The organism is Sideroxydans sp., assembly GCF_054604835.1.
The window spans coordinates 109,151-125,577 of the sequence record NZ_JBTSFG010000003.1 but is presented as its reverse complement, the minus strand read 5'-3'; the positions used below and the strand labels follow the sequence as shown (position 1 = coordinate 125,577).

17 protein-coding genes and 1 other RNA gene are annotated in these 16,427 nt (G+C 59.0%); 12 read left to right on the top strand and 6 right to left on the bottom strand.

The genetic code is table 11. From position 1 onward, the window contains the following. Positions 1 to 52 precede the first annotated feature (52 nt). The 3 genes from ftsX to ftsY are packed head-to-tail and all read right to left on the bottom strand — an operon-like array spanning position 53 to position 2,570. Complete coding sequence (gene ftsX, locus ACYCZ5_RS06180; RefSeq protein ID WP_461543920.1) at positions 53 to 958, bottom strand: permease-like cell division protein FtsX; 906 nt, start codon at positions 956 to 958, stop codon at positions 53 to 55. Beyond that, on the bottom strand, positions 955 to 1,620 hold the full coding sequence (gene ftsE, locus ACYCZ5_RS06175) for a cell division ATP-binding protein FtsE (protein ID WP_461543919.1): 666 nt from the start codon (positions 1,618 to 1,620) through the stop codon (positions 955 to 957). The genes ftsX and ftsE overlap by 4 nt, the downstream gene beginning before the upstream one ends. Continuing rightward, on the bottom strand, positions 1,617 to 2,570 hold the full coding sequence (gene ftsY, locus ACYCZ5_RS06170) for a signal recognition particle-docking protein FtsY (RefSeq protein ID WP_461543918.1): 954 nt from the start codon (positions 2,568 to 2,570) through the stop codon (positions 1,617 to 1,619). Before ftsY ends, ftsE begins: the two co-directional genes overlap by 4 nt. A gap of 67 nt (positions 2,571 to 2,637) precedes the next feature. Between ftsY and ACYCZ5_RS06165 the strand changes: the two genes are divergently transcribed. From ACYCZ5_RS06165 to ACYCZ5_RS06130, 8 genes are all read left to right on the top strand, one after another. Continuing rightward, positions 2,638 to 3,990, top strand: coding sequence for a M16 family metallopeptidase (locus tag ACYCZ5_RS06165; protein WP_461543917.1), 1,353 nt, complete (start codon positions 2,638 to 2,640; stop codon positions 3,988 to 3,990). Further along, positions 3,980 to 5,287: a M16 family metallopeptidase gene (locus ACYCZ5_RS06160; RefSeq protein WP_461543916.1), complete on the top strand. Its 1,308-nt coding sequence runs from the start codon at positions 3,980 to 3,982 to the stop codon at positions 5,285 to 5,287. The genes ACYCZ5_RS06165 and ACYCZ5_RS06160 overlap by 11 nt, the downstream gene beginning before the upstream one ends. Further along, entirely contained in the window at positions 5,284 to 5,823 is a 540-nt protein-coding gene (rsmD, locus tag ACYCZ5_RS06155) for a 16S rRNA (guanine(966)-N(2))-methyltransferase RsmD (protein ID WP_461544163.1), read from the top strand. The genes ACYCZ5_RS06160 and rsmD overlap by 4 nt, the downstream gene beginning before the upstream one ends. Then, entirely contained in the window at positions 5,820 to 6,305 is a 486-nt protein-coding gene (coaD, locus tag ACYCZ5_RS06150) for a pantetheine-phosphate adenylyltransferase (RefSeq protein ID WP_461543915.1), read from the top strand. Before rsmD ends, coaD begins: the two co-directional genes overlap by 4 nt. A 3-nt stretch (positions 6,306 to 6,308) precedes the next feature. Then, the gene (locus ACYCZ5_RS06145) at positions 6,309 to 6,563 is read left to right on the top strand and encodes a YfhL family 4Fe-4S dicluster ferredoxin (RefSeq protein ID WP_461543914.1); all 255 of its coding nucleotides are present in this window, start codon (positions 6,309 to 6,311) and stop codon (positions 6,561 to 6,563) included. Between the two features lie 146 nt (positions 6,564 to 6,709). Then, positions 6,710 to 7,309 carry a LexA family protein gene (locus ACYCZ5_RS06140; protein WP_461543913.1) on the top strand — a complete coding sequence of 200 codons (600 nt, stop codon included), beginning with the start codon at positions 6,710 to 6,712 and terminating at the stop codon, positions 7,307 to 7,309. A gap of 161 nt (positions 7,310 to 7,470) precedes the next feature. Next, positions 7,471 to 8,397 (top strand): ABC transporter substrate-binding protein, encoded by a 927-nt coding sequence (locus ACYCZ5_RS06135; RefSeq protein WP_461543912.1) that lies wholly within the window; start codon positions 7,471 to 7,473, stop codon positions 8,395 to 8,397. Beyond that, a complete protein-coding gene (locus ACYCZ5_RS06130) occupies positions 8,394 to 9,710 on the top strand; it encodes a diguanylate cyclase domain-containing protein (protein ID WP_461543911.1) in 1,317 nt (438 codons plus the stop codon). Before ACYCZ5_RS06135 ends, ACYCZ5_RS06130 begins: the two co-directional genes overlap by 4 nt. An 11-nt stretch (positions 9,711 to 9,721) precedes the next feature. On the opposite strand, the gene ACYCZ5_RS06125 is transcribed toward ACYCZ5_RS06130, so the two are convergent. Further along, entirely contained in the window at positions 9,722 to 10,261 is a 540-nt protein-coding gene (locus ACYCZ5_RS06125) for a cytochrome b (RefSeq protein WP_461543910.1), read from the bottom strand. A gap of 185 nt (positions 10,262 to 10,446) precedes the next feature. Here ACYCZ5_RS06125 and htpX point away from each other — a divergent pair, with 185 nt between their 5' ends. Continuing rightward, a complete protein-coding gene (gene htpX / locus ACYCZ5_RS06120; RefSeq protein ID WP_461543909.1) occupies positions 10,447 to 11,331 on the top strand; it encodes a protease HtpX in 885 nt (294 codons plus the stop codon). A 50-nt stretch (positions 11,332 to 11,381) separates the two neighbouring features. Here htpX and ACYCZ5_RS06115 read toward each other — a convergent pair whose 3' ends face one another. After that, complete coding sequence (locus ACYCZ5_RS06115) at positions 11,382 to 12,119, bottom strand: MlaA family lipoprotein (RefSeq protein ID WP_461543908.1); 738 nt, start codon at positions 12,117 to 12,119, stop codon at positions 11,382 to 11,384. After that, positions 12,106 to 12,999, bottom strand: a complete 894-nt coding sequence (gene ylqF / locus ACYCZ5_RS06110; RefSeq protein WP_461543907.1) for a ribosome biogenesis GTPase YlqF — start codon at positions 12,997 to 12,999, stop codon at positions 12,106 to 12,108. Before ylqF ends, ACYCZ5_RS06115 begins: the two co-directional genes overlap by 14 nt. 97 nt (positions 13,000 to 13,096) lie before the next feature. Between ylqF and ACYCZ5_RS06105 the strand changes: the two genes are divergently transcribed. The 3 genes from ACYCZ5_RS06105 to dnaX all read left to right on the top strand — a co-directional run bounded on the left by ACYCZ5_RS06105 (position 13,097) and on the right by dnaX (position 16,411). Beyond that, positions 13,097 to 14,617, top strand: a complete 1,521-nt coding sequence (locus ACYCZ5_RS06105; RefSeq protein WP_461543906.1) for a fumarate hydratase — start codon at positions 13,097 to 13,099, stop codon at positions 14,615 to 14,617. A 40-nt stretch (positions 14,618 to 14,657) separates the two neighbouring features. Continuing rightward, an RNA gene (ffs, locus tag ACYCZ5_RS06100) (signal recognition particle sRNA small type) lies at positions 14,658 to 14,756 on the top strand. Positions 14,757 to 14,809: 53 nt separating this feature from the next. After that, on the top strand, positions 14,810 to 16,411 hold the full coding sequence (gene dnaX / locus ACYCZ5_RS06095; RefSeq protein ID WP_461544162.1) for a DNA polymerase III subunit gamma/tau: 1,602 nt from the start codon (positions 14,810 to 14,812) through the stop codon (positions 16,409 to 16,411). Positions 16,412 to 16,427: the final 16 nt, after the last annotated feature.

Genomic DNA, 16,427 nt, shown 5'->3' with positions numbered 1-16,427 from the left:
TTAGCAATAATTCTAGCACTCTTGCTAAGAGAGTGCCAAAGTGGAATTTAGTTCAACGGGGCTCGATCTGCCACAGATGTTGCGAGACGGAGAACCAGGCACCCAACCAGCCCAGATAGCCGGAAAAGGCGAACAAGGCAAGGCTATCCGGCAAGGTGAGCGGATGTAACTGGAAATCGCTGGCATACAGCTGGGTGAGGTTCGCCAGACTGCCGTTCAATAACCACAGGCTGGCGGAGACCAGCAGCCAAGCCACGACGCCTCCGGTCAGTCCTTGTAGCAAGCCGAAATACAGAAAGGGGCGGCGGATGAAGCTGTCGCTGGCGCCGATCAGTTTGGTCACTTCGATCTCGTCGCGCCGGGTCAGGATCTGCAAGCGTATGGTATTGAATGTGATGGCAATCAGCGCCAGGCTCAAAGTGGTGGCGAGGATGGCGGTGGCCAATCGGCCTAGATCCAGCAAGGCATCGAGTTTCTTTATCCATGCCGAGTCCAGCTGTACATGATCGAACTGCTTCCAAGACTGTAACTCCTGATACAGCGCTTCCATAGCCTTGGTGTCAGTTACCTTGGGATAGATGATGAAAGTATCCGGCAGCGGGTTGTGAGGCAGGTCGCCAATCATGTCCGATACGCCGGTACTTTGCTGCAATTGCTGCAGTGCTGCATCACGCGAGACGAATTCAACTTTGGCGATGCGCGCATCACTTTCCAGCTTTCCCTTTAGGGCACTTAGCTCGGAGTCACGCTTGCCTGCATCCAGAAATGCGCTGATCTGGGGCGCATCAGCTACGGTGGAGGCAAGTTGTTGCACACTTTTCAACAGCACATAGGCGCCGACCGGCAAACTCAGTGCGATGCCGATGATGGTCATGTTGAGTAGCGACGCGGCGGGTGTCAGCCACAGTCGTTGCAAGGTGGCATGCAGTACATGAAGGTGTTCACGCAGTGTCTTCATGCGTTCGCCACTTGTTGCAGCACGCCATGATCGAGATGCAGCGCTCTGGCCGGGAAGCGTTGCAGGACACTCTGGTCGTGGGTGGAGATCAGCAGTGTCACACCCACTTGATGGAACGATTTGAAAATGTTCAATATCTCGCTGGAATATTCCGCATCGAGATTGCCGGTCGGTTCATCCGCCAGCAGGATATCGGGCCGGCTGACGATAGCGCGTGCGATGCACAAGCGCTGTTGCTCGCCGCCGGAAAGTGCGATCGGGTTGGCTTTCTCGCGCGTGAGCAGGCCGACCTTGTCCAGCGCCGCACGCACGCGCTTGGCGGCCTCGCGGTGGTCGAAGCCGCTGATCTGCAAAGGCAGGAGCACATTGTCGAAGGCGTTGCGATCGAACAGCAGTTTGTGGTCCTGGAAGATCAGGCCGATGTTGCGGCGCAAGGCCGGGATCGCTTCGCGTTTGATGGAGCGGATATTCTGGCCGTTGATCAGCACGCTGCCGCTGGTGGGGCGTTCGATGGCGGCGACCAGCTTCAACAAGGTACTTTTGCCGGCACCGGAATGACCGGTGAGATAGACCATCTCGCCTTTTGCGATGTCGAAACTCACGTCCTGCAAGGCCTCGTGTCCGCCCGGGTAGCGTTTGTAGACCTGGCCGAAACGGATCATCGTTCGATATCCAGCAGGGCGGCGATGAAGTCTTCCGCGTTGAACGGCTTGAGGTCGTCCAGTCCTTCGCCGACACCGATGAAACGCACGGGGATGGGATGCGCGCGCGCGATGGCGGCGATGACGCCGCCTTTGGCCGTGCCATCCAGTTTGGTCAACACCAGACCGCTGACATCCAGTGCGTCAGCGAAAGCCTTCACCTGCGACAAGGCGTTCTGGCCGGTGTTGGCATCCAGCACCAGCAGCACCTCATGCGGCGCGCCGGGTAGCGCCTTGTCGATCACGCGCTTCACTTTTTTGATCTCTTCCATCAGGTGTGCCTGCGTCGCCAATCGACCAGCGGTGTCGGCCAGCACCACGTCGATGCCGCGGGCTTGTGCTGCCTGTACTGCGTCGTAGATCACGGCGGCGGCGTCGCCGCTCTGTTGTGCGATGACGGTCACATCGTTGCGCTTGCCCCATTCCATCAGTTGTTCGCGTGCCGCGGCGCGGAAGGTGTCGCCTGCGGCGAGCAGCACCGACTTGCCCTGAATCTGGAAATATTTGGCCAGTTTTCCGATGGAGGTGGTCTTGCCAGCGCCGTTGACGCCGCACAGCATGATGACAAAGGGCTTGCTCGTCGTGACGTCCAGCGGCTTGGCCAGCGGCTGCAGCAATTTCAGCAGCGCATGCGCCAACGCCTCTTTCAGCTGACTCGCCTCGCTCAATCGTTGTTCTTTCACTTGGCGGCGCACATCGGCGAGCAGGGTCTGCGTGGCTTCCATGCCCACATCGGCAGTGATGAGCAGGGTCTCCAACTCTTCGTAGAGTTCGTCGTCGATGCGCGCGCCGGGAACCAGCAGTGCGGTCAGTTGTCCACCGGTCCGCGCCAAGCCATCGCGCAAGCGCTTGGCCCAGCCGCTATCGCTGGACTTGTTGTCAGGGCTTTGTTTTTTCAGAAAACTGAACATGGGCTGGGAAAGGTTTGGGGGAATGTCGCATAATGCGCCCGCATTTTAACGTTTCAGGACGAATTACATGAGATTTTATGCATTCTGTTTGGGTTTGCTCATAGCTATTGGCGCACAAGCCGAGGTGTTCGAGCAGACACTATCCAACGGACTGAAGGTCATCGTGAAAGAAGATCGCCGCGCACCGGTGATCGTGCAGCAGATCTGGTATCGCGCTGGCAGCATGGACGAGATGACCGGCGTGACCGGCGTGGCGCATGTGCTGGAACACATGATGTTCAAAGGTACCAAGGCAGTCCCCGCCGGTGAGTTCTCGCGCCGCATCGCCGCGGCCGGCGGTCGCGAGAACGCGTTCACCAGCTATGATTACACCGCCTATTTCCAGCAACTGCACAAATCGCAACTGGAATTGGCGATGAAGCTGGAAGCCGATCGCATGCACAACCTGAGGCTGAGCGATGAGGAGTTCGCCAAAGAGATCCGCGTGGTGATGGAAGAACGCCGCTGGCGCACCGATGATGATGCGCGTGCCTTGCTGGATGAGCGCTTGATGGCGACCGCCTATCAGGAACATCCCTACCGTAATCCCATCGTCGGTTGGATGAACGATTTGAAGAACATGACGGCGGACGATGCGCGCCTCTGGTACCAGACCTGGTATGCCCCCAACAATGCAACATTGGTGATCGCCGGTGATGTCGATGCGAAGCAGGTGTTCGCTTTGGCAAAGAAATACTATGGACGTATCCACGTCGGCAAGCTGCCGCTCCGCAAACCCTATGAAGAACCGGCCCAGCTTGGCATCAAGCGTATCGTGGTGAAGGCACCGGCCGAATTGCCGCATCTGGTCATGGCCTGGCATGCGCCCACCCTGCGTGATGTGGACAAAGACTGGCAGCCCTACGCGCTGTCGGTGCTGGCAGGGGTGCTCGACGGCAACGATTCGGCACGCCTGAACAAGTCTTTGGTGCGGGAACACCAAGTGGCGACCAGCATCGGAGCCGGCTATGCCAATACCTCGCGCGGTCCGACCATGTTCTCACTGGAAGCTACGCCTGCAGCAGGCACATCGGTGGCGGCGCTGGAGGTGGCGATACGCGAACAACTGCAAATGATCGTGCGCGACGGCGTGAGCGAGGAAGAATTGCGCCGCGTGCGCGCCCAAGTCACGGCCGCCGAAGTGTACAAGCTCGATTCCTTGTTCTATCAGGCGATGCAGATCGGACAGATTGAGAGTATCGGTTTGTCACAGCATGACCTGCCGGTGATGCTGAAGAAACTGCAAGCCGTGACCGCGGAACAGGTACAGGCGGTAGCGCGCGACATCCTGCGCGACGACCAGTTGACGGTCGCGGTGCTCGATCCGCAACCGCTTGCAGCGGACAAGCCGCAGCAAGGAGGCAATGCTCATGCGCACTAAACTGATCTCGTTTGTTCTGTTGTGCGGATTCGCCACTGGGGCGTTCGCCACGCCACAGATACAACACTGGCAAGCAGCTAGCGGCGCACGCGTCTATTTCGTGGAAGATCATAACCTGCCCATGCTGGATGTGGCGGTCAGTTTTCACGCCGGCAGCGCTTACGATAAAGCAGACAAGAAGGGCGTGGCAGGTCTGACGCACGGCCTGCTTGATCTGGGCGTAGAGGGAATGAGCGAAGACGACATCGCACGCAACCTGGCCGATGTCGGCGCGCGCGTCGGCAGTAGTTTCGATGCTGATCGCTCTGCCGTGACCTTGCGTACCCTGAGTAGTCCGGCTGAGCGTGAGGTGGCGCTGGACATCCTTGCGCGCGTGCTGCAACAGCCTTTGTTCCCGCAAGAGGTGCTGGCCCGTGAAAAGACGCGCCTGATCGCATCCTTGCGTGAAGCAGAGACCAAGCCGGAGTTCCTGTCCGAGAAGGCGTTCGGCAAGGCAGTGTTTGGTACGCATCCCTACGGCTGGCAGACTGAAGTGGCGGATATCGAAAAGGTACAGCGTACCGACTTGCTCGAATTCTTCCGTGCGCACTATGGCGCAAAAGATGTGGTAGTCGCCTTGATGGGCGATGTCACGCGTCAACAGGCGGAGGCCATCGCGCAACAGTTGACCGCGCAATTGCCGCAAAGTGGCAGTGTGGCGCCTGTGCCTGCTGTCGCCGGCCTTGATGGTCCCAGCGAACAGCGCGTCCCGCATCCTGCCAGCCAAAGTCATATTCTGATCGGCGCGCCGGGGATCGCGCGCAACGATCCGGATTATTTCCCCTTGTATGTCGGCAACTACATCTTGGGCGGCGGCGGTTTCGTTTCGCGCCTGATGAACGAAGTGCGCGAAAAACGCGGTATGGCTTATAGCGTCTACAGCTATTTCATACCTATGCAGCAACCGGGTGCGTTCCAGATCGGTTTGCAGACCAAGAATGAGCAAGTTGGTGAGGCTTTGCAGGTGGTGCGCACGACCGTGCGCGATTTCGTGGAAAAAGGCGTGACCGAAGCGGAGCTGCACGCCGCCAAACAGAACATCATCGGCGGCTTTCCGTTGCGCATCGACAGCAATCACAAGATTCTGGAATATCTGAGCGTGATCGGTTTCTACAATCTGCCGCTCACTTATCTGGATGACTTCCAGATGCGAGTCGAGCAGGTGGATGTGCGGACGGTCAATGATGCTTTCCGTCGTCGTATCGATCCGGACGTCATGGCGACTGTGATCGTCGGCGGACAGGGAGTGGCAAAATAAACAAGGTCAGAATCATCGGCGGCACACATCGCAGCCGCATCATCACGTTCCCTGACAGTGCCGGTCTGCGCCCGACGCCCGATCGCGTGCGCGAGACGCTGTTCAATTGGTTGGGCCAATCGCTGTATGGCAAACGCTGCCTGGACCTGTTCGCCGGGAGTGGCGCGCTGGGTTTCGAAGCGGCTTCCCGTGAGGCGGAGCAGGTGGTGATGGTGGAGCAAGACCGTTCTGTCTATAAGGTATTGCAGGACTCGCTCAGGAAGCTGGACATGCCTAATGTAGCCTTGCACTGCAATGATGGGCTAAAATTCGCCATGCAGACGAATTTGACGTTCGACGTCGTCTTTCTCGATCCCCCGTTCCAGAGCGATCTTCTGACGCGACTGATGCCGCGATTGGCGCAGCTACTGATCAAAGACGGCGTGGTCTATGTGGAGAGCGGCGGGGCGTTCGATGCTGGGGCCGACTGGCAGGTGCTGAAGCAACAACGCGCCGGAGCGGTACATTACCAACTATTGGAACGCACCCAGCCATGATCAGAGTCGTATATCCGGGCACATTCGACCCCATCACGCGCGGCCACGAAGATGTGGTGCGCCGTGCCGCCGGCTTGTTCGGCGAGGTCGTCGTGGCCGTGGCAGCGAGTCGCAGTGCGACCCTGTTCTCGCTGGACGAGCGGGTGGCGATGGCGCGTGAGGTGTTCGCCGATTCTGCCAATGTTCGGGTCGAGGGGTTCGACGATCTGCTGATGAACTACGTGCGCAGGCTGGACGCGCGCGTCGTGTTGCGCGGATTGCGCGCCGTGTCGGATTTTGAGTACGAGTTCCAGATGGCGGGCATGAACCGCACGCTGGATCCAGAGGTGGAGACGGTATTCCTCACCCCGGCGGAGCAGTACAACTTCATCTCCGCCAGTATGGTGCGCGAGATATCGCGCTTCGGCGGTGATGTCAGCAAGTTCGTATCACCCGCCGTGGCGGAAAGATTGAAACAAAAAAGATCAATTAAAGGAGAGTAAACAATGTCACTGATCATCACCGACGAATGCATCAATTGCGACGTGTGCGAGCCGGAGTGCCCGAACGACGCGATCTCGCAAGGCGACACCATCTATATCATCGACCCGAACAAGTGTACCGAGTGTGTCGGCCACTATGACACTCCGCAGTGCGTGGAGGTATGTCCGGTCGACTGTATCCCCAAGGATCCGAATCATGTGGAGTCGCAGGAACAGCTGCAGGCCAAGTATGAGAAGCTGATGGCTGCCAAGGGCTGATCGGCTTGTAGTCAGCGGTAATGACCGGGCTGCCAAACTGGCAGCCCGTTTTCATTTGGCATCAACTTTCTTGCCGGCGCATTGCATTTGACAGCAGAACGTACGTTCTCTACCATGCAGCACATTCGTTCTGTACAGGTGACGCCATGACCGATTCCCATCCATCCGCGCAACGCGACGCCGAATATCTGGCCAGACTGCAGGATTACTATTCCGACTGGAAGAGCATCCCTTCCTATGCCGCGCTGTGCGACGTGTTCCGCATCGCTTCGAAGTCCTGGGTGAAAGCCATCCTTGATCGATTGGGGGAAGCTGGCTTCCTTGAACGCACGCCGGACGGCATGTGGATCCCGACGCGTGAGTTCTTTGCACGTCCCCTGGCCGAAAGCGCCGTGCCGGCCGGGATGCCGGTCACGGTCCATGCCACACAGGGCGAATATTATGTGCTGGACGAGATGCTGATCGAAAATCCATCCCGGACCACGTTGATAACGGTCAAGGGAGATTCGATGGTGGACGCGGGTATCCACGATGGCGATGTGGCTGTGGTGGAAAAACGCAATCTGGCCAATGCAGGGGATATCGTGGTGGCTATCGTCGACGGGGAATTCACTTTGAAGACTTTGGACAAGGAGCGCGGAAAATTCATCCTGCGCCCGCAGAATCCTGCATATCCGGTCATCCGCCCGCAAGGCTCGCTGGAGATATTCGGCGTTCTTGTCGGTCTCGTGCGCAAATATCGCTGACGCACTCCGCGCGCACTGCTGACAGAATCCCTTATCTCACGTATGTTCCATCCTGCGGGGGCGTCCCTCCTGAATGACCTACGTCTGAGATATTCACCAGCGCTTGCCTCAGGCATCTGGTGATCGCTGTTTCACAGGGAGCTGATGATGAAGGGTATCTGTTGAGCACGATTGCTCCGACATGCTTGAGATGTCTGGCGGTGGTGTTGCTCTGTTTCATCTCTGTATCCGAAGCCTTGGCTGCCGAACCCAGGAAGGTCTTGCTGTTGCTCAGCGAGCAGCATGCGGCATATCAGCATTTTCGGCAGGCATTCGAGCAGAATCTGCCGGCGGACGTGCAACTGGAAGTGCGCACGCTGGCGCAACAGGCAGATATTCCCAAGGCAGACATCCTGGTGACGGCTGGAAGCAAAGCCTCGCAATGGGCTGCAGAGCAATGGCATGGCGCGATGCTGGCCACCATGTTGCCCAGCAGAAGCTTCCAGCAGATGCAATCGCAAAAGCCGCTTCCGCATCCCTTGTCGGCTCTATTCCTCGATCAACCGCTCGCGCGCCAAGTCGCGCTGGTTCGTGCGGCGCTGCCATCGTTGAAAAGGGTGGGGGTGCTGTATACGGCGGGTGGGGATTTCCTCTCGCAGCCGTTGCAGCGTGAACTGGCCAGACAGGGGGCGGTATTGGTTCCCCAGGTGGTTCAGTCGGACGATAGTCTTGCTGGCAAGCTCGAAGCGATGCTGGCACAGAGCGATGTCTTGCTGGCAGTGCCGGATGGCAAGATATACAACTCTTCTACCATACGAAATATCCTGCTTGGCAGTTATCGGCGCGGGATCCCCGTAATCGGTTTGTCCGCAGCCTATGTCAGCGCCGGTGCCTTGTGTGCGGTTTATTCGACGCCAGAGCAGCATGCCGCGCAGTCTGCCGGCATGGTGTCGGAGTTCCTGCAACGGGGCACCTTGCCATCGCCCCGATTCCCACTGCTTTACCAGATCGCATTGAACGCCGAAGTTGCACGCTCGATGCGCCTCAATATCCGTTCGGTGGATGCCTTGCGTATCGAAATAGATCGCGTGGAAGGAAGTCGGGAATGATGAACAGACGCTACAAGATAGGCAGATATGTCGCCTGGCTGACGCTGCTGCCATTGCTGGTGATGTCGGTGCTTCTCGAAGCAGTGTTCCTGCATGATCGCACGGAGAACATGGCGCAGAACCTGCGTGCGCGCGGGGAACTGTTGGTGCGGCAACTGGCCGCGAGTAGCGAATATGGTGTGTTCTCATATAACCGGGAGTTCTTGCGTGCTTTGAGTTTGCAGGTGCTGCATGAGCCGGACGTGTTGGCAGTGCGTATCACCGACCGCGAAGGGCGGGAAATGGCGGCTGTTGGAGAAGTGGACGTGCCGCTGATGTCGGCTGCCGAGGGGCGGGAGGATCCGACAGGGGACATATTGCTGTTCCGTCAGCCGATATCTTCTACGCAGCTGGCACTGGACGATCTGGAGGATAAGCCCGCTGTGCAGCAGATCGGTACCGTGGCGGTCGCCATGAGTTGGAAGCAGACGCGTCAGGAGCAGATCAAAATGATGTTTGTGGTCATCGCTGCTACCTTGGGGTTTCTATTGCTCGTGTTGTACAGGGTGTTCCGGGCCAGTCGCAAATTGATCGACCCGGTCTACCGTCTGAGTGGTGCGATCCAGGCGATCGGTCGCGGGGAGCTGCATACCCGGATACGCCACGAAGTCGAGATCGATGAATTGGGCAAGTTGACGGATGGCATCAATGTCATGGCCGAACAGCTGCAGCAGGAAAGGGCGCTGTTGCAACTGCGCATAGATGAAGCGACCGAACAGTTGCGACAGTTGGCATTCTTCGACACCCTGACCGGGTTGCCCAACCGGCGCTTGCTGAGCGATCGACTGAATCAGGTGTTGGCAGCCAGCATGCGCAGCGAACGGTATGCGGCGGTGATGTTCATGGATCTGGACAAATTCAAGCCGCTCAATGACAAGTACGGCCATAGTGTGGGCGATCTGCTGTTGATCGATGCCGCACGCCGCATCGAAAGCTGTCTGCGTGCCGTGGATACGGTCGCCCGTTTCGGCGGCGATGAATTCGTGGTGTTGCTGAACGAACTGGACGTGGACCGCGAGCGCTCGATCAGGCAGGCGCAGATCGTGGCCGAGAAGATCCGTGCCACTTTATCGCAGCCTTATCACCTGCTGTACCAAACGGTCGATCAGCCGCCGCTGGCTGTGGACCATGAGTGCACGGTAAGCATCGGCATGGTGTTGTTTCATGGCCAGCAGGCCAATCACGAACAAGTATTGGCCCGTGCGGATGCGGCCATGTATCAGGCCAAGGAGAGCGGCAATGCGATCCAGTTCATGGATGAGTCGATGGGCTGAGAATGTTGCCACTAGGATCTCTTTAGCCAAGGGATCATGCGGGCCAGGATGTCGTCGCGTTCGATGAAATGATGTTTGAGGGCGGCCCCGATATGACCGCCGAGTACGCCGAACAGCGTGAAGTTGAGCAACTCATGGATCTGCTGCAGCGATTCCCCCAGCATCTTGTCCTTGCCGACCAGATCGGGCAGCGGCAGCACGCCGAACCAGACAGTCTGAAAACCCTTGGCGGAACTCATCAGCCAGCCGCTGAGCGGGATCAGGAGCAGCAAGGCATACAGCAGATAATGCACGCCTTCCGCCGCGATCCGCTCCCAGCGTGGCATGCTTTCCGGGAGTGCGGGAGGTCGGTGCGTCATGCGCCAGTAGAGCCGGAATAGCATCAGCAGGAATACGGTCACCCCTATCCACTTGTGATAGCTATACAGCTGCAGCTTGAAGGGCGACAGCGGCAGGTCGTGCATATAGATCCCCAGCGGGAAGGCCGCGAAGATCAGCAATGCGATGAGCCAATGCAGCGAGAGGGCGGTGCGTGTGTATCGGTTCGACATGGCGCTGATCCTTGGAAGAACGGTCGGGGCAGGTTAACGCCATAAAATCGATCCGGCAAGCGAACTTCTGGCGCGGAATATCGTCACAAGCGCGGCTTGAAATTGTGAATCGGTAGCCCCATATGGCTCACCGAGCGGACAAAAGTCCGCATGAATCTGATCCCATAAATGACGGAGAGTGTCGAATGAAGCGTATCTTCTTGTTCCTGTTGACTAACATCGCCGTGCTGGCGGTGATCAGCATCACCCTGCGTATCCTCGGCGTGGATCGCTGGATGGATGCCAGCGGTGCCATCGATTTCAATGCCTTGCTGGTGCTGTCCGCCGTGATTGGTTTCTCCGGCTCCATCGTGTCGCTGCTGATGTCCAAGTGGATGGCCAAGCGCTCGGTCGGCGCGCATGTCATCGAGAATCCGCAGGATCCGACCGAGCGTTGGCTGGTCGACACCGTGCGCCGTCAGGCGCAGGCCGCCGGCATCGGCATGCCGGAAGTGGCGATCTATGATGCGCCGGACGTGAACGCCTTTGCCACCGGCTGGAACCGCAACAATGCGCTGGTCGCGGTGAGCACCGGCCTGTTGCACAGTATGAGCCGCGACGAGGCGGAAGCCGTGCTGGCGCACGAGGTGAGTCATGTGGCGAACGGCGATATGGTTACACTGGCGTTGATCCAGGGCGTGGTGAATACCTTTGTGGTGTTCTTCGCCAAACTGTTCGGTTATTTCGTGGATCGCGTGCTTCTGAAGAACGACGGTCGAGACGGTCCTGGCATCGGCATGTTCGTGGCCGAGATCGCCGCGCAGATCGTGCTGGGTATTCTGGCCAGCACGATCGTGATGTGGTTCTCGCGCCAGCGCGAGTTCCGTGCCGACGCGGGCGGTGCCAGTCTGGCGGGGCGCCAGAAGATGATCGCCGCGCTGCAACGTCTGAAGGCCAACCACGAGCAGGCGGCAGCGTTGCCGGAGAATATGTCCGCCATGGCGATTTCCAGCGGCGGCGGGTTCTCGCGACTGTTCATGACGCACCCGCCTTTGGACGAGCGTATCGAGGCGTTGAAGTCGGGTCTTTGAGTTTGCTGGCAGTACGATAAATAACGGCGGGTTTTCCCGCCGTTATTTTATTAGTCGTCGAAATCCTCGTAGCGCTGTCGCGGCGGGTCGCCGTCATAGACCAGGCTGCGCCTGCGCATCAGGTAGGCGTCGCGCAGCGAACTGTAACGGTCGATGGTGGCGTTCTCCAGGATCTTCTCGTTATCCAGCAGGCCGGCACGTGTGACGATGCCCTCCACTACATAAGCGGAATTGCGTGTCGGCACATGGTCGGTGGTGCCGATGACGCTGACGAAACTGTCCGCGTAACGGCCGACGCCATCACGCACGGAGCTCGGGCCCAGCACCGGAATGACCAGATAGGGGCCGCTTGCGGCGCCCCAGTAGCCCAATGTCTGGCCGAAATCTTCATTGTGCTTGGGCAATCTGCTCGTTACATTGATCAGCCCGAACAAGCCAAAGGTGGTGTTGAACAACACCCGGCTGCCATCGCTGGCCGCTTGCTTGAATTTGAGTTGTAGCACGTCGTTGCAAGTTACGGTCACATCGTCCAGATTGGAGAAGAAGTTCTCCGTCGCCATCTTTCCCAGCTGCGGCATGTACTTGACGTAACCCTGCGCGACCGGTTTCAGGATCGCTCTGTCCAAAGCATCGTTGAAGCTGTAAGCCATGCGGTTGTAGGACTCGAAAGGATCCTTCTCCTGCGTGTAGCGGCTCAAGTGGGTCGTGCTGCAGGCACTGAAGAGCAGGCATGCCAGCAGTAGCGACAGGCGCGAAGCGGGCACAAAGGAGAGTTCAGGTTTCATCATGCGGTGGATTATAAGCATTTTCTGATGCAGCTAACATCTGCGCGCGTGATGCCGGTGTTTCCAGGCTGATGCAACCCAGGGCGCCGCTGCGATAGTCCTGCAGCAAGGTGATCGCGGCTTTCTCCAGATCGAATTCCTGTCCCTTGATGCGATAGCCGCGCTTGCGGGCGATGGTTTCGATGAGCGCCACGCCATCCAGCCCCTGCATGGGAGATTTGTAGCGTAATTCAAGCAAGGCAGGGTAGTGCGCTGCTAGCAGGTCGCCAAGGTAGGCCGCGACTTCGCTCTCGTCATAGGCATTGCGGCCGATCAGATTGCTGGCGGCCAACAATATGCCGTCGCTCTCGTGTTCGATTTTCGGCCACATCATGCCGGGCGTGTCCGTCAGTTGCAGGGTGGGGCTGAGATCGAAATGTTGCAGACTCTTGGTGATGGCCGGCTCATCGCCCACCGCCGCCGTGCGCCGCTTGAGCAGGGCATTGATGAAGGTAGATTTGCCCACGTTGGGGATGCCCATCACCATCATGCGCAGGGGTTTGATGGTGGTGCCGCGATGCGGTGCCAGTGGCAGGCAGAGCTTGGGTATCTTCGCCGCGTCGCCGGGCTTTTTGCAGGACAGCGCGACGGCTTTGACGTTCTTCTGACTGTTGAAATAGTCCAGCCATGCCTTGGTTGCAACCGGATCGGCGAGGTCGGCCTTGTTCAAGACCTTGAGACAGGGGCGCTGCCGGTGTTCGCGCATCTCGCGCAGCATCGGATTGCTGCATGCCTCCGGCACGCGCGCATCCAGCACTTCGATGACGACATCGATGCGCTCCATGGTCTCGGTCGCTTTTTTCTTCGCCGAGGTCATGTGACCGGGGAACCATTGAATCGCCATGCTGAGAGTCGGGAGTTGGGTTGAGGCGCGCATTCTAACCGTTTGACGCTGACTGCTCACACTTCCATAATCGGCCACCACCCACCGAGGCCTCGTCATGACCGCTATCCGCCAGCAGGATTTTATCGCCAGCATCGCCGACGCGCTGCAATTCATCTCTTATTACCACCCGCAGGACTACGTGCAGTCACTGGCCGAAGCCTACCGGCGCGAGGAATCGCCTGCCGCCAAGGATGCCATGGCGCAGATCCTGACCAACTCGCGTATGTGCGCCTTGGGCAAACGCCCGATCTGCCAGGATACCGGCATCGTGGTCGCCTTCGTCAAGGTGGGCATGGCGGTGCGCTGGGAAGATGCGACGATGAGCGTCACCGAGATGGTGAACGAAGGGGTACGCCGCGCCTATCTTGAGCCGGACAACGTGTTGCGCGCTTCCATCGTGGCCGACCCGGCCGGGCGGCGCAAGAACACCGGCGACAACACACCCGCCGTGGTGCATTTCGAGCTGGTGCCGGGCGACAGGGTAGAGGTGGATGTCGCGGCCAAAGGCGGCGGTTCCGAGAACAAGTCGCGTTTCGCCATGCTCAATCCCAGTGATGACATCGTGGAATGGGTGCTCAGCCAGTTGCCGGGCATGGGTGCGGGCTGGTGCCCGCCGGGACAACTCGGTATCGGTATCGGCGGCACGGCGGAAAAAGCCATGTTGCTGGCGAAAGAGGCGCTGATGCAGCCCATCGATATGACCGAGCTGAAGGCGCGGGGCGCGCAGAACCGTATCGAGGAATTGCGCATCGAACTGTATGACAAGGTGAATGCGCTGGGCATCGGTGCGCAGGGATTGGGCGGACTGACCACCGTGCTGGATGTGAAGATACTGGATTATCCGACGCATGCGGCCTCCAAGCCGGTCGCACTGATCCCGAACTGCGCAGCGACACGTCATGTGCACTTCGCACTGGATGGCAGTGGGGTGGCAAGCTTCACGCCACCGAAGCTGGACGATTATCCCGATGTGCACTGGCAGCCCGCACCCGATGCGCGCCGGGTGAACCTGGATACGGTCACTTGCGAGGATATCGCGCAATGGCAACCGGGCGAGACCTTGTTGCTGAGCGGGAAGCTGCTGACCGGCCGAGATGCGGCGCACAAGCGCATGGTCGACATGCTGGCCAAGGGGGAGCCGTTGCCGGTGGATTTCAATGGTCGATTCATTTACTATGTCGGCCCGGTCGATCCGGTGCGCGACGAGGTGGTCGGGCCCGCCGGACCGACGACGGCGACACGCATGGACAAGTTCACCGAGACCATGTTGGCGCAGACCGGTCTGATCGGCATGATCGGCAAGGCGGAGCGCGGCAAGGTCGGTCTGGAAGCTATCAAGAAACACGCAGCGGTCTATCTGATGGCGGTCGGTGGCGCAGCCTATCTGGTGGCGCAGGCGATCAAGCACTCGCAAGTGGTGGCTTTCGCCGATCTGGGCATGGAAGCCATCTACGAATTCGAGGTGCAGGATATGCCGGTCACCGTCGCGGTGGATACGCAAGGCCGGGCGGTGCACGAGATCGGTCCGGCGGAATGGAAGCAGCGGATCGGGATGATCCCGGTCAAGCAGATATAGTTTTCGAGGCCTCGTAGTTATTGCGGGGCTTCAATGGTTTGGCGGGTCTCCCCGCATTGCAGCGCAGTGAACCTGGTCAGGTCCGGAAGGAAGCAGCCACAGCTGATGTCTGTAAGTGCCGGGGGTAAGGCTCGCCTCCTTATGTTCGAGGGTGTCACACTCGATGTGGTCAACGGTTGGGCGAGAGGCGATATGTCGGCGACTTCGGTCTTAGCACGCAAATGGCGTCCCAAGAGCTTTGCCCAATTGGCCGGGCAGGAGCACGTGGTACAGGCGCTCAGCAATGCGCTGATGCAGAACCGTCTGCATCACGCCTATCTGTTCACCGGCACGCGCGGCGTGGGCAAGACCACTATCGCGCGCATCTTTGCCAAATCCCTGAATTGCGAATCCGGCGTCACCGCCGAACCGTGCGGCGTATGTAGCGCCTGCAAGGAGATCGACAGCGGTCGCTTCGTCGATCTGATCGAGCTGGATGCGGCATCCAACACGCAGGTCGACAATATGCGCGAGCTGCTGGAAAGCGCGCTGTATGCGCCGACCAGCGGCCGTTTCAAGGTGTACATCATCGACGAAGTTCACATGCTGTCGAAGTCGGCGTTCAATGCGATGTTGAAGACGCTGGAAGAGCCGCCTGCGCATGTGAAATTCATCCTTGCCACCACCGATCCGCAGAAGATCCCGGTCACCGTGCTGTCGCGCTGCCTACAGTTCAATCTCAAGCAGATGCCGCCTGCGCTGATCGTGTCGCATCTGCAATATGTGCTGGGTCAGGAAGCGATCCCGTTCGAGAACGGCGCGCTGAATCTGGTGGCCCGCGCGGCGCAGGGCAGTATGCGCGACGCCTTGAGCCTGATGGATCAGGCCATCGCCTATTCATCCGGCAAGGTGGACGAAGCGTTGGTGCGCACCATGCTGGGCGCCATCGATCAGTGCTATCTGTTCGACTTGTTGCAAACCCTGCGTGCCGGTGACGGTGCCGGGTTGCTACGCATCGCAGACGATATGGCACTGCGCACGATCGCGTTCGAGGCTGCCTTGCAGGAGTTGGCGACCTTGCTGCATCGCATCGCGCTGGCGCAAACCATTCCGCAGGCCATCCCGGATGATGAGCCGGAGCGCGTGCGTTTGATGGAGCTGGCGCAACAGTTCACGCCGGAAGAGATACAGCTGAACTATCAAATCGTCATACACGGTCGCAACGAGATCGAACTGGCACCCGACGAATATGCCGGTTTCACCATGACTTTGCTGCGCATGCTGGCCTTTGCACCGCAGGCTACGGGCGCCAGCCCGAGTTCGAGCGTCCAGCAAGCAGCTCCGCGCAGTGCGCCGACAGCAAATGTCCCTCAGAAAGCTGCGGAACCCGCACCTGCCCGAGCCGCAGTCGCGCCGAGCATGTCGGTCGGGGCCGATCTGGATTGGAATACCTTGTTGTCGCAACTCAATCTGTCGGGAATGGCGTTGCAGTTGGCGAAGAACAGCATGTTGGCCAGTTTTACCGAAGGTCGTGTGCTGCTGCACCTGCCGCCGCAACATAAACATCTGCAAAGCAACAAGATCGCGCAGGAAAAATTGCAGGCTGCATTGGGTGAATATTTCGCCCGTCCCGTCAGGCTGGAAGTCGAGATGGGGGCCACTAACGAGGTGACCACCCCCGCAGTGGTCGAGCAGCAGGACAAACAGAACCGTCAGCAACAGGCGGAAGACGCCATCCGGCAGGATGCATTCGTACGCGATGCGCAGGCCATGCTGGGCGCGCAATTGATAGAAGGGTCGATCAGACCCGTTTAACTGGAGGAAGCAGGAA

Coding starts and splice junctions, on each gene's coding strand:
- ACYCZ5_RS06145 (WP_461543914.1), top strand. CDS start 6,309: ATGTCACTGATCATCACCGACGAATGCATCAATTGCGACGTGTGCGAG.
- ftsY (WP_461543918.1), bottom strand. CDS start 2,570: ATGTTCAGTTTTCTGAAAAAACAAAGCCCTGACAACAAGTCCAGCGAT.
- ACYCZ5_RS06160 (WP_461543916.1), top strand. CDS start 3,980: ATGCGCACTAAACTGATCTCGTTTGTTCTGTTGTGCGGATTCGCCACT.
- ACYCZ5_RS06140 (WP_461543913.1), top strand. CDS start 6,710: ATGACCGATTCCCATCCATCCGCGCAACGCGACGCCGAATATCTGGCC.
- ylqF (WP_461543907.1), bottom strand. CDS start 12,999: ATGGCGATTCAATGGTTCCCCGGTCACATGACCTCGGCGAAGAAAAAA.
- ftsX (WP_461543920.1), bottom strand. CDS start 958: ATGAAGACACTGCGTGAACACCTTCATGTACTGCATGCCACCTTGCAA.
- dnaX (WP_461544162.1), top strand. CDS start 14,810: ATGTCGGCGACTTCGGTCTTAGCACGCAAATGGCGTCCCAAGAGCTTT.
- ACYCZ5_RS06165 (WP_461543917.1), top strand. CDS start 2,638: ATGAGATTTTATGCATTCTGTTTGGGTTTGCTCATAGCTATTGGCGCA.
- ACYCZ5_RS06125 (WP_461543910.1), bottom strand. CDS start 10,261: ATGTCGAACCGATACACACGCACCGCCCTCTCGCTGCATTGGCTCATC.
- htpX (WP_461543909.1), top strand. CDS start 10,447: ATGAAGCGTATCTTCTTGTTCCTGTTGACTAACATCGCCGTGCTGGCG.
- ACYCZ5_RS06115 (WP_461543908.1), bottom strand. CDS start 12,119: ATGATGAAACCTGAACTCTCCTTTGTGCCCGCTTCGCGCCTGTCGCTA.
- ACYCZ5_RS06105 (WP_461543906.1), top strand. CDS start 13,097: ATGACCGCTATCCGCCAGCAGGATTTTATCGCCAGCATCGCCGACGCG.
- ACYCZ5_RS06130 (WP_461543911.1), top strand. CDS start 8,394: ATGATGAACAGACGCTACAAGATAGGCAGATATGTCGCCTGGCTGACG.
- coaD (WP_461543915.1), top strand. CDS start 5,820: ATGATCAGAGTCGTATATCCGGGCACATTCGACCCCATCACGCGCGGC.
- ftsE (WP_461543919.1), bottom strand. CDS start 1,620: ATGATCCGTTTCGGCCAGGTCTACAAACGCTACCCGGGCGGACACGAG.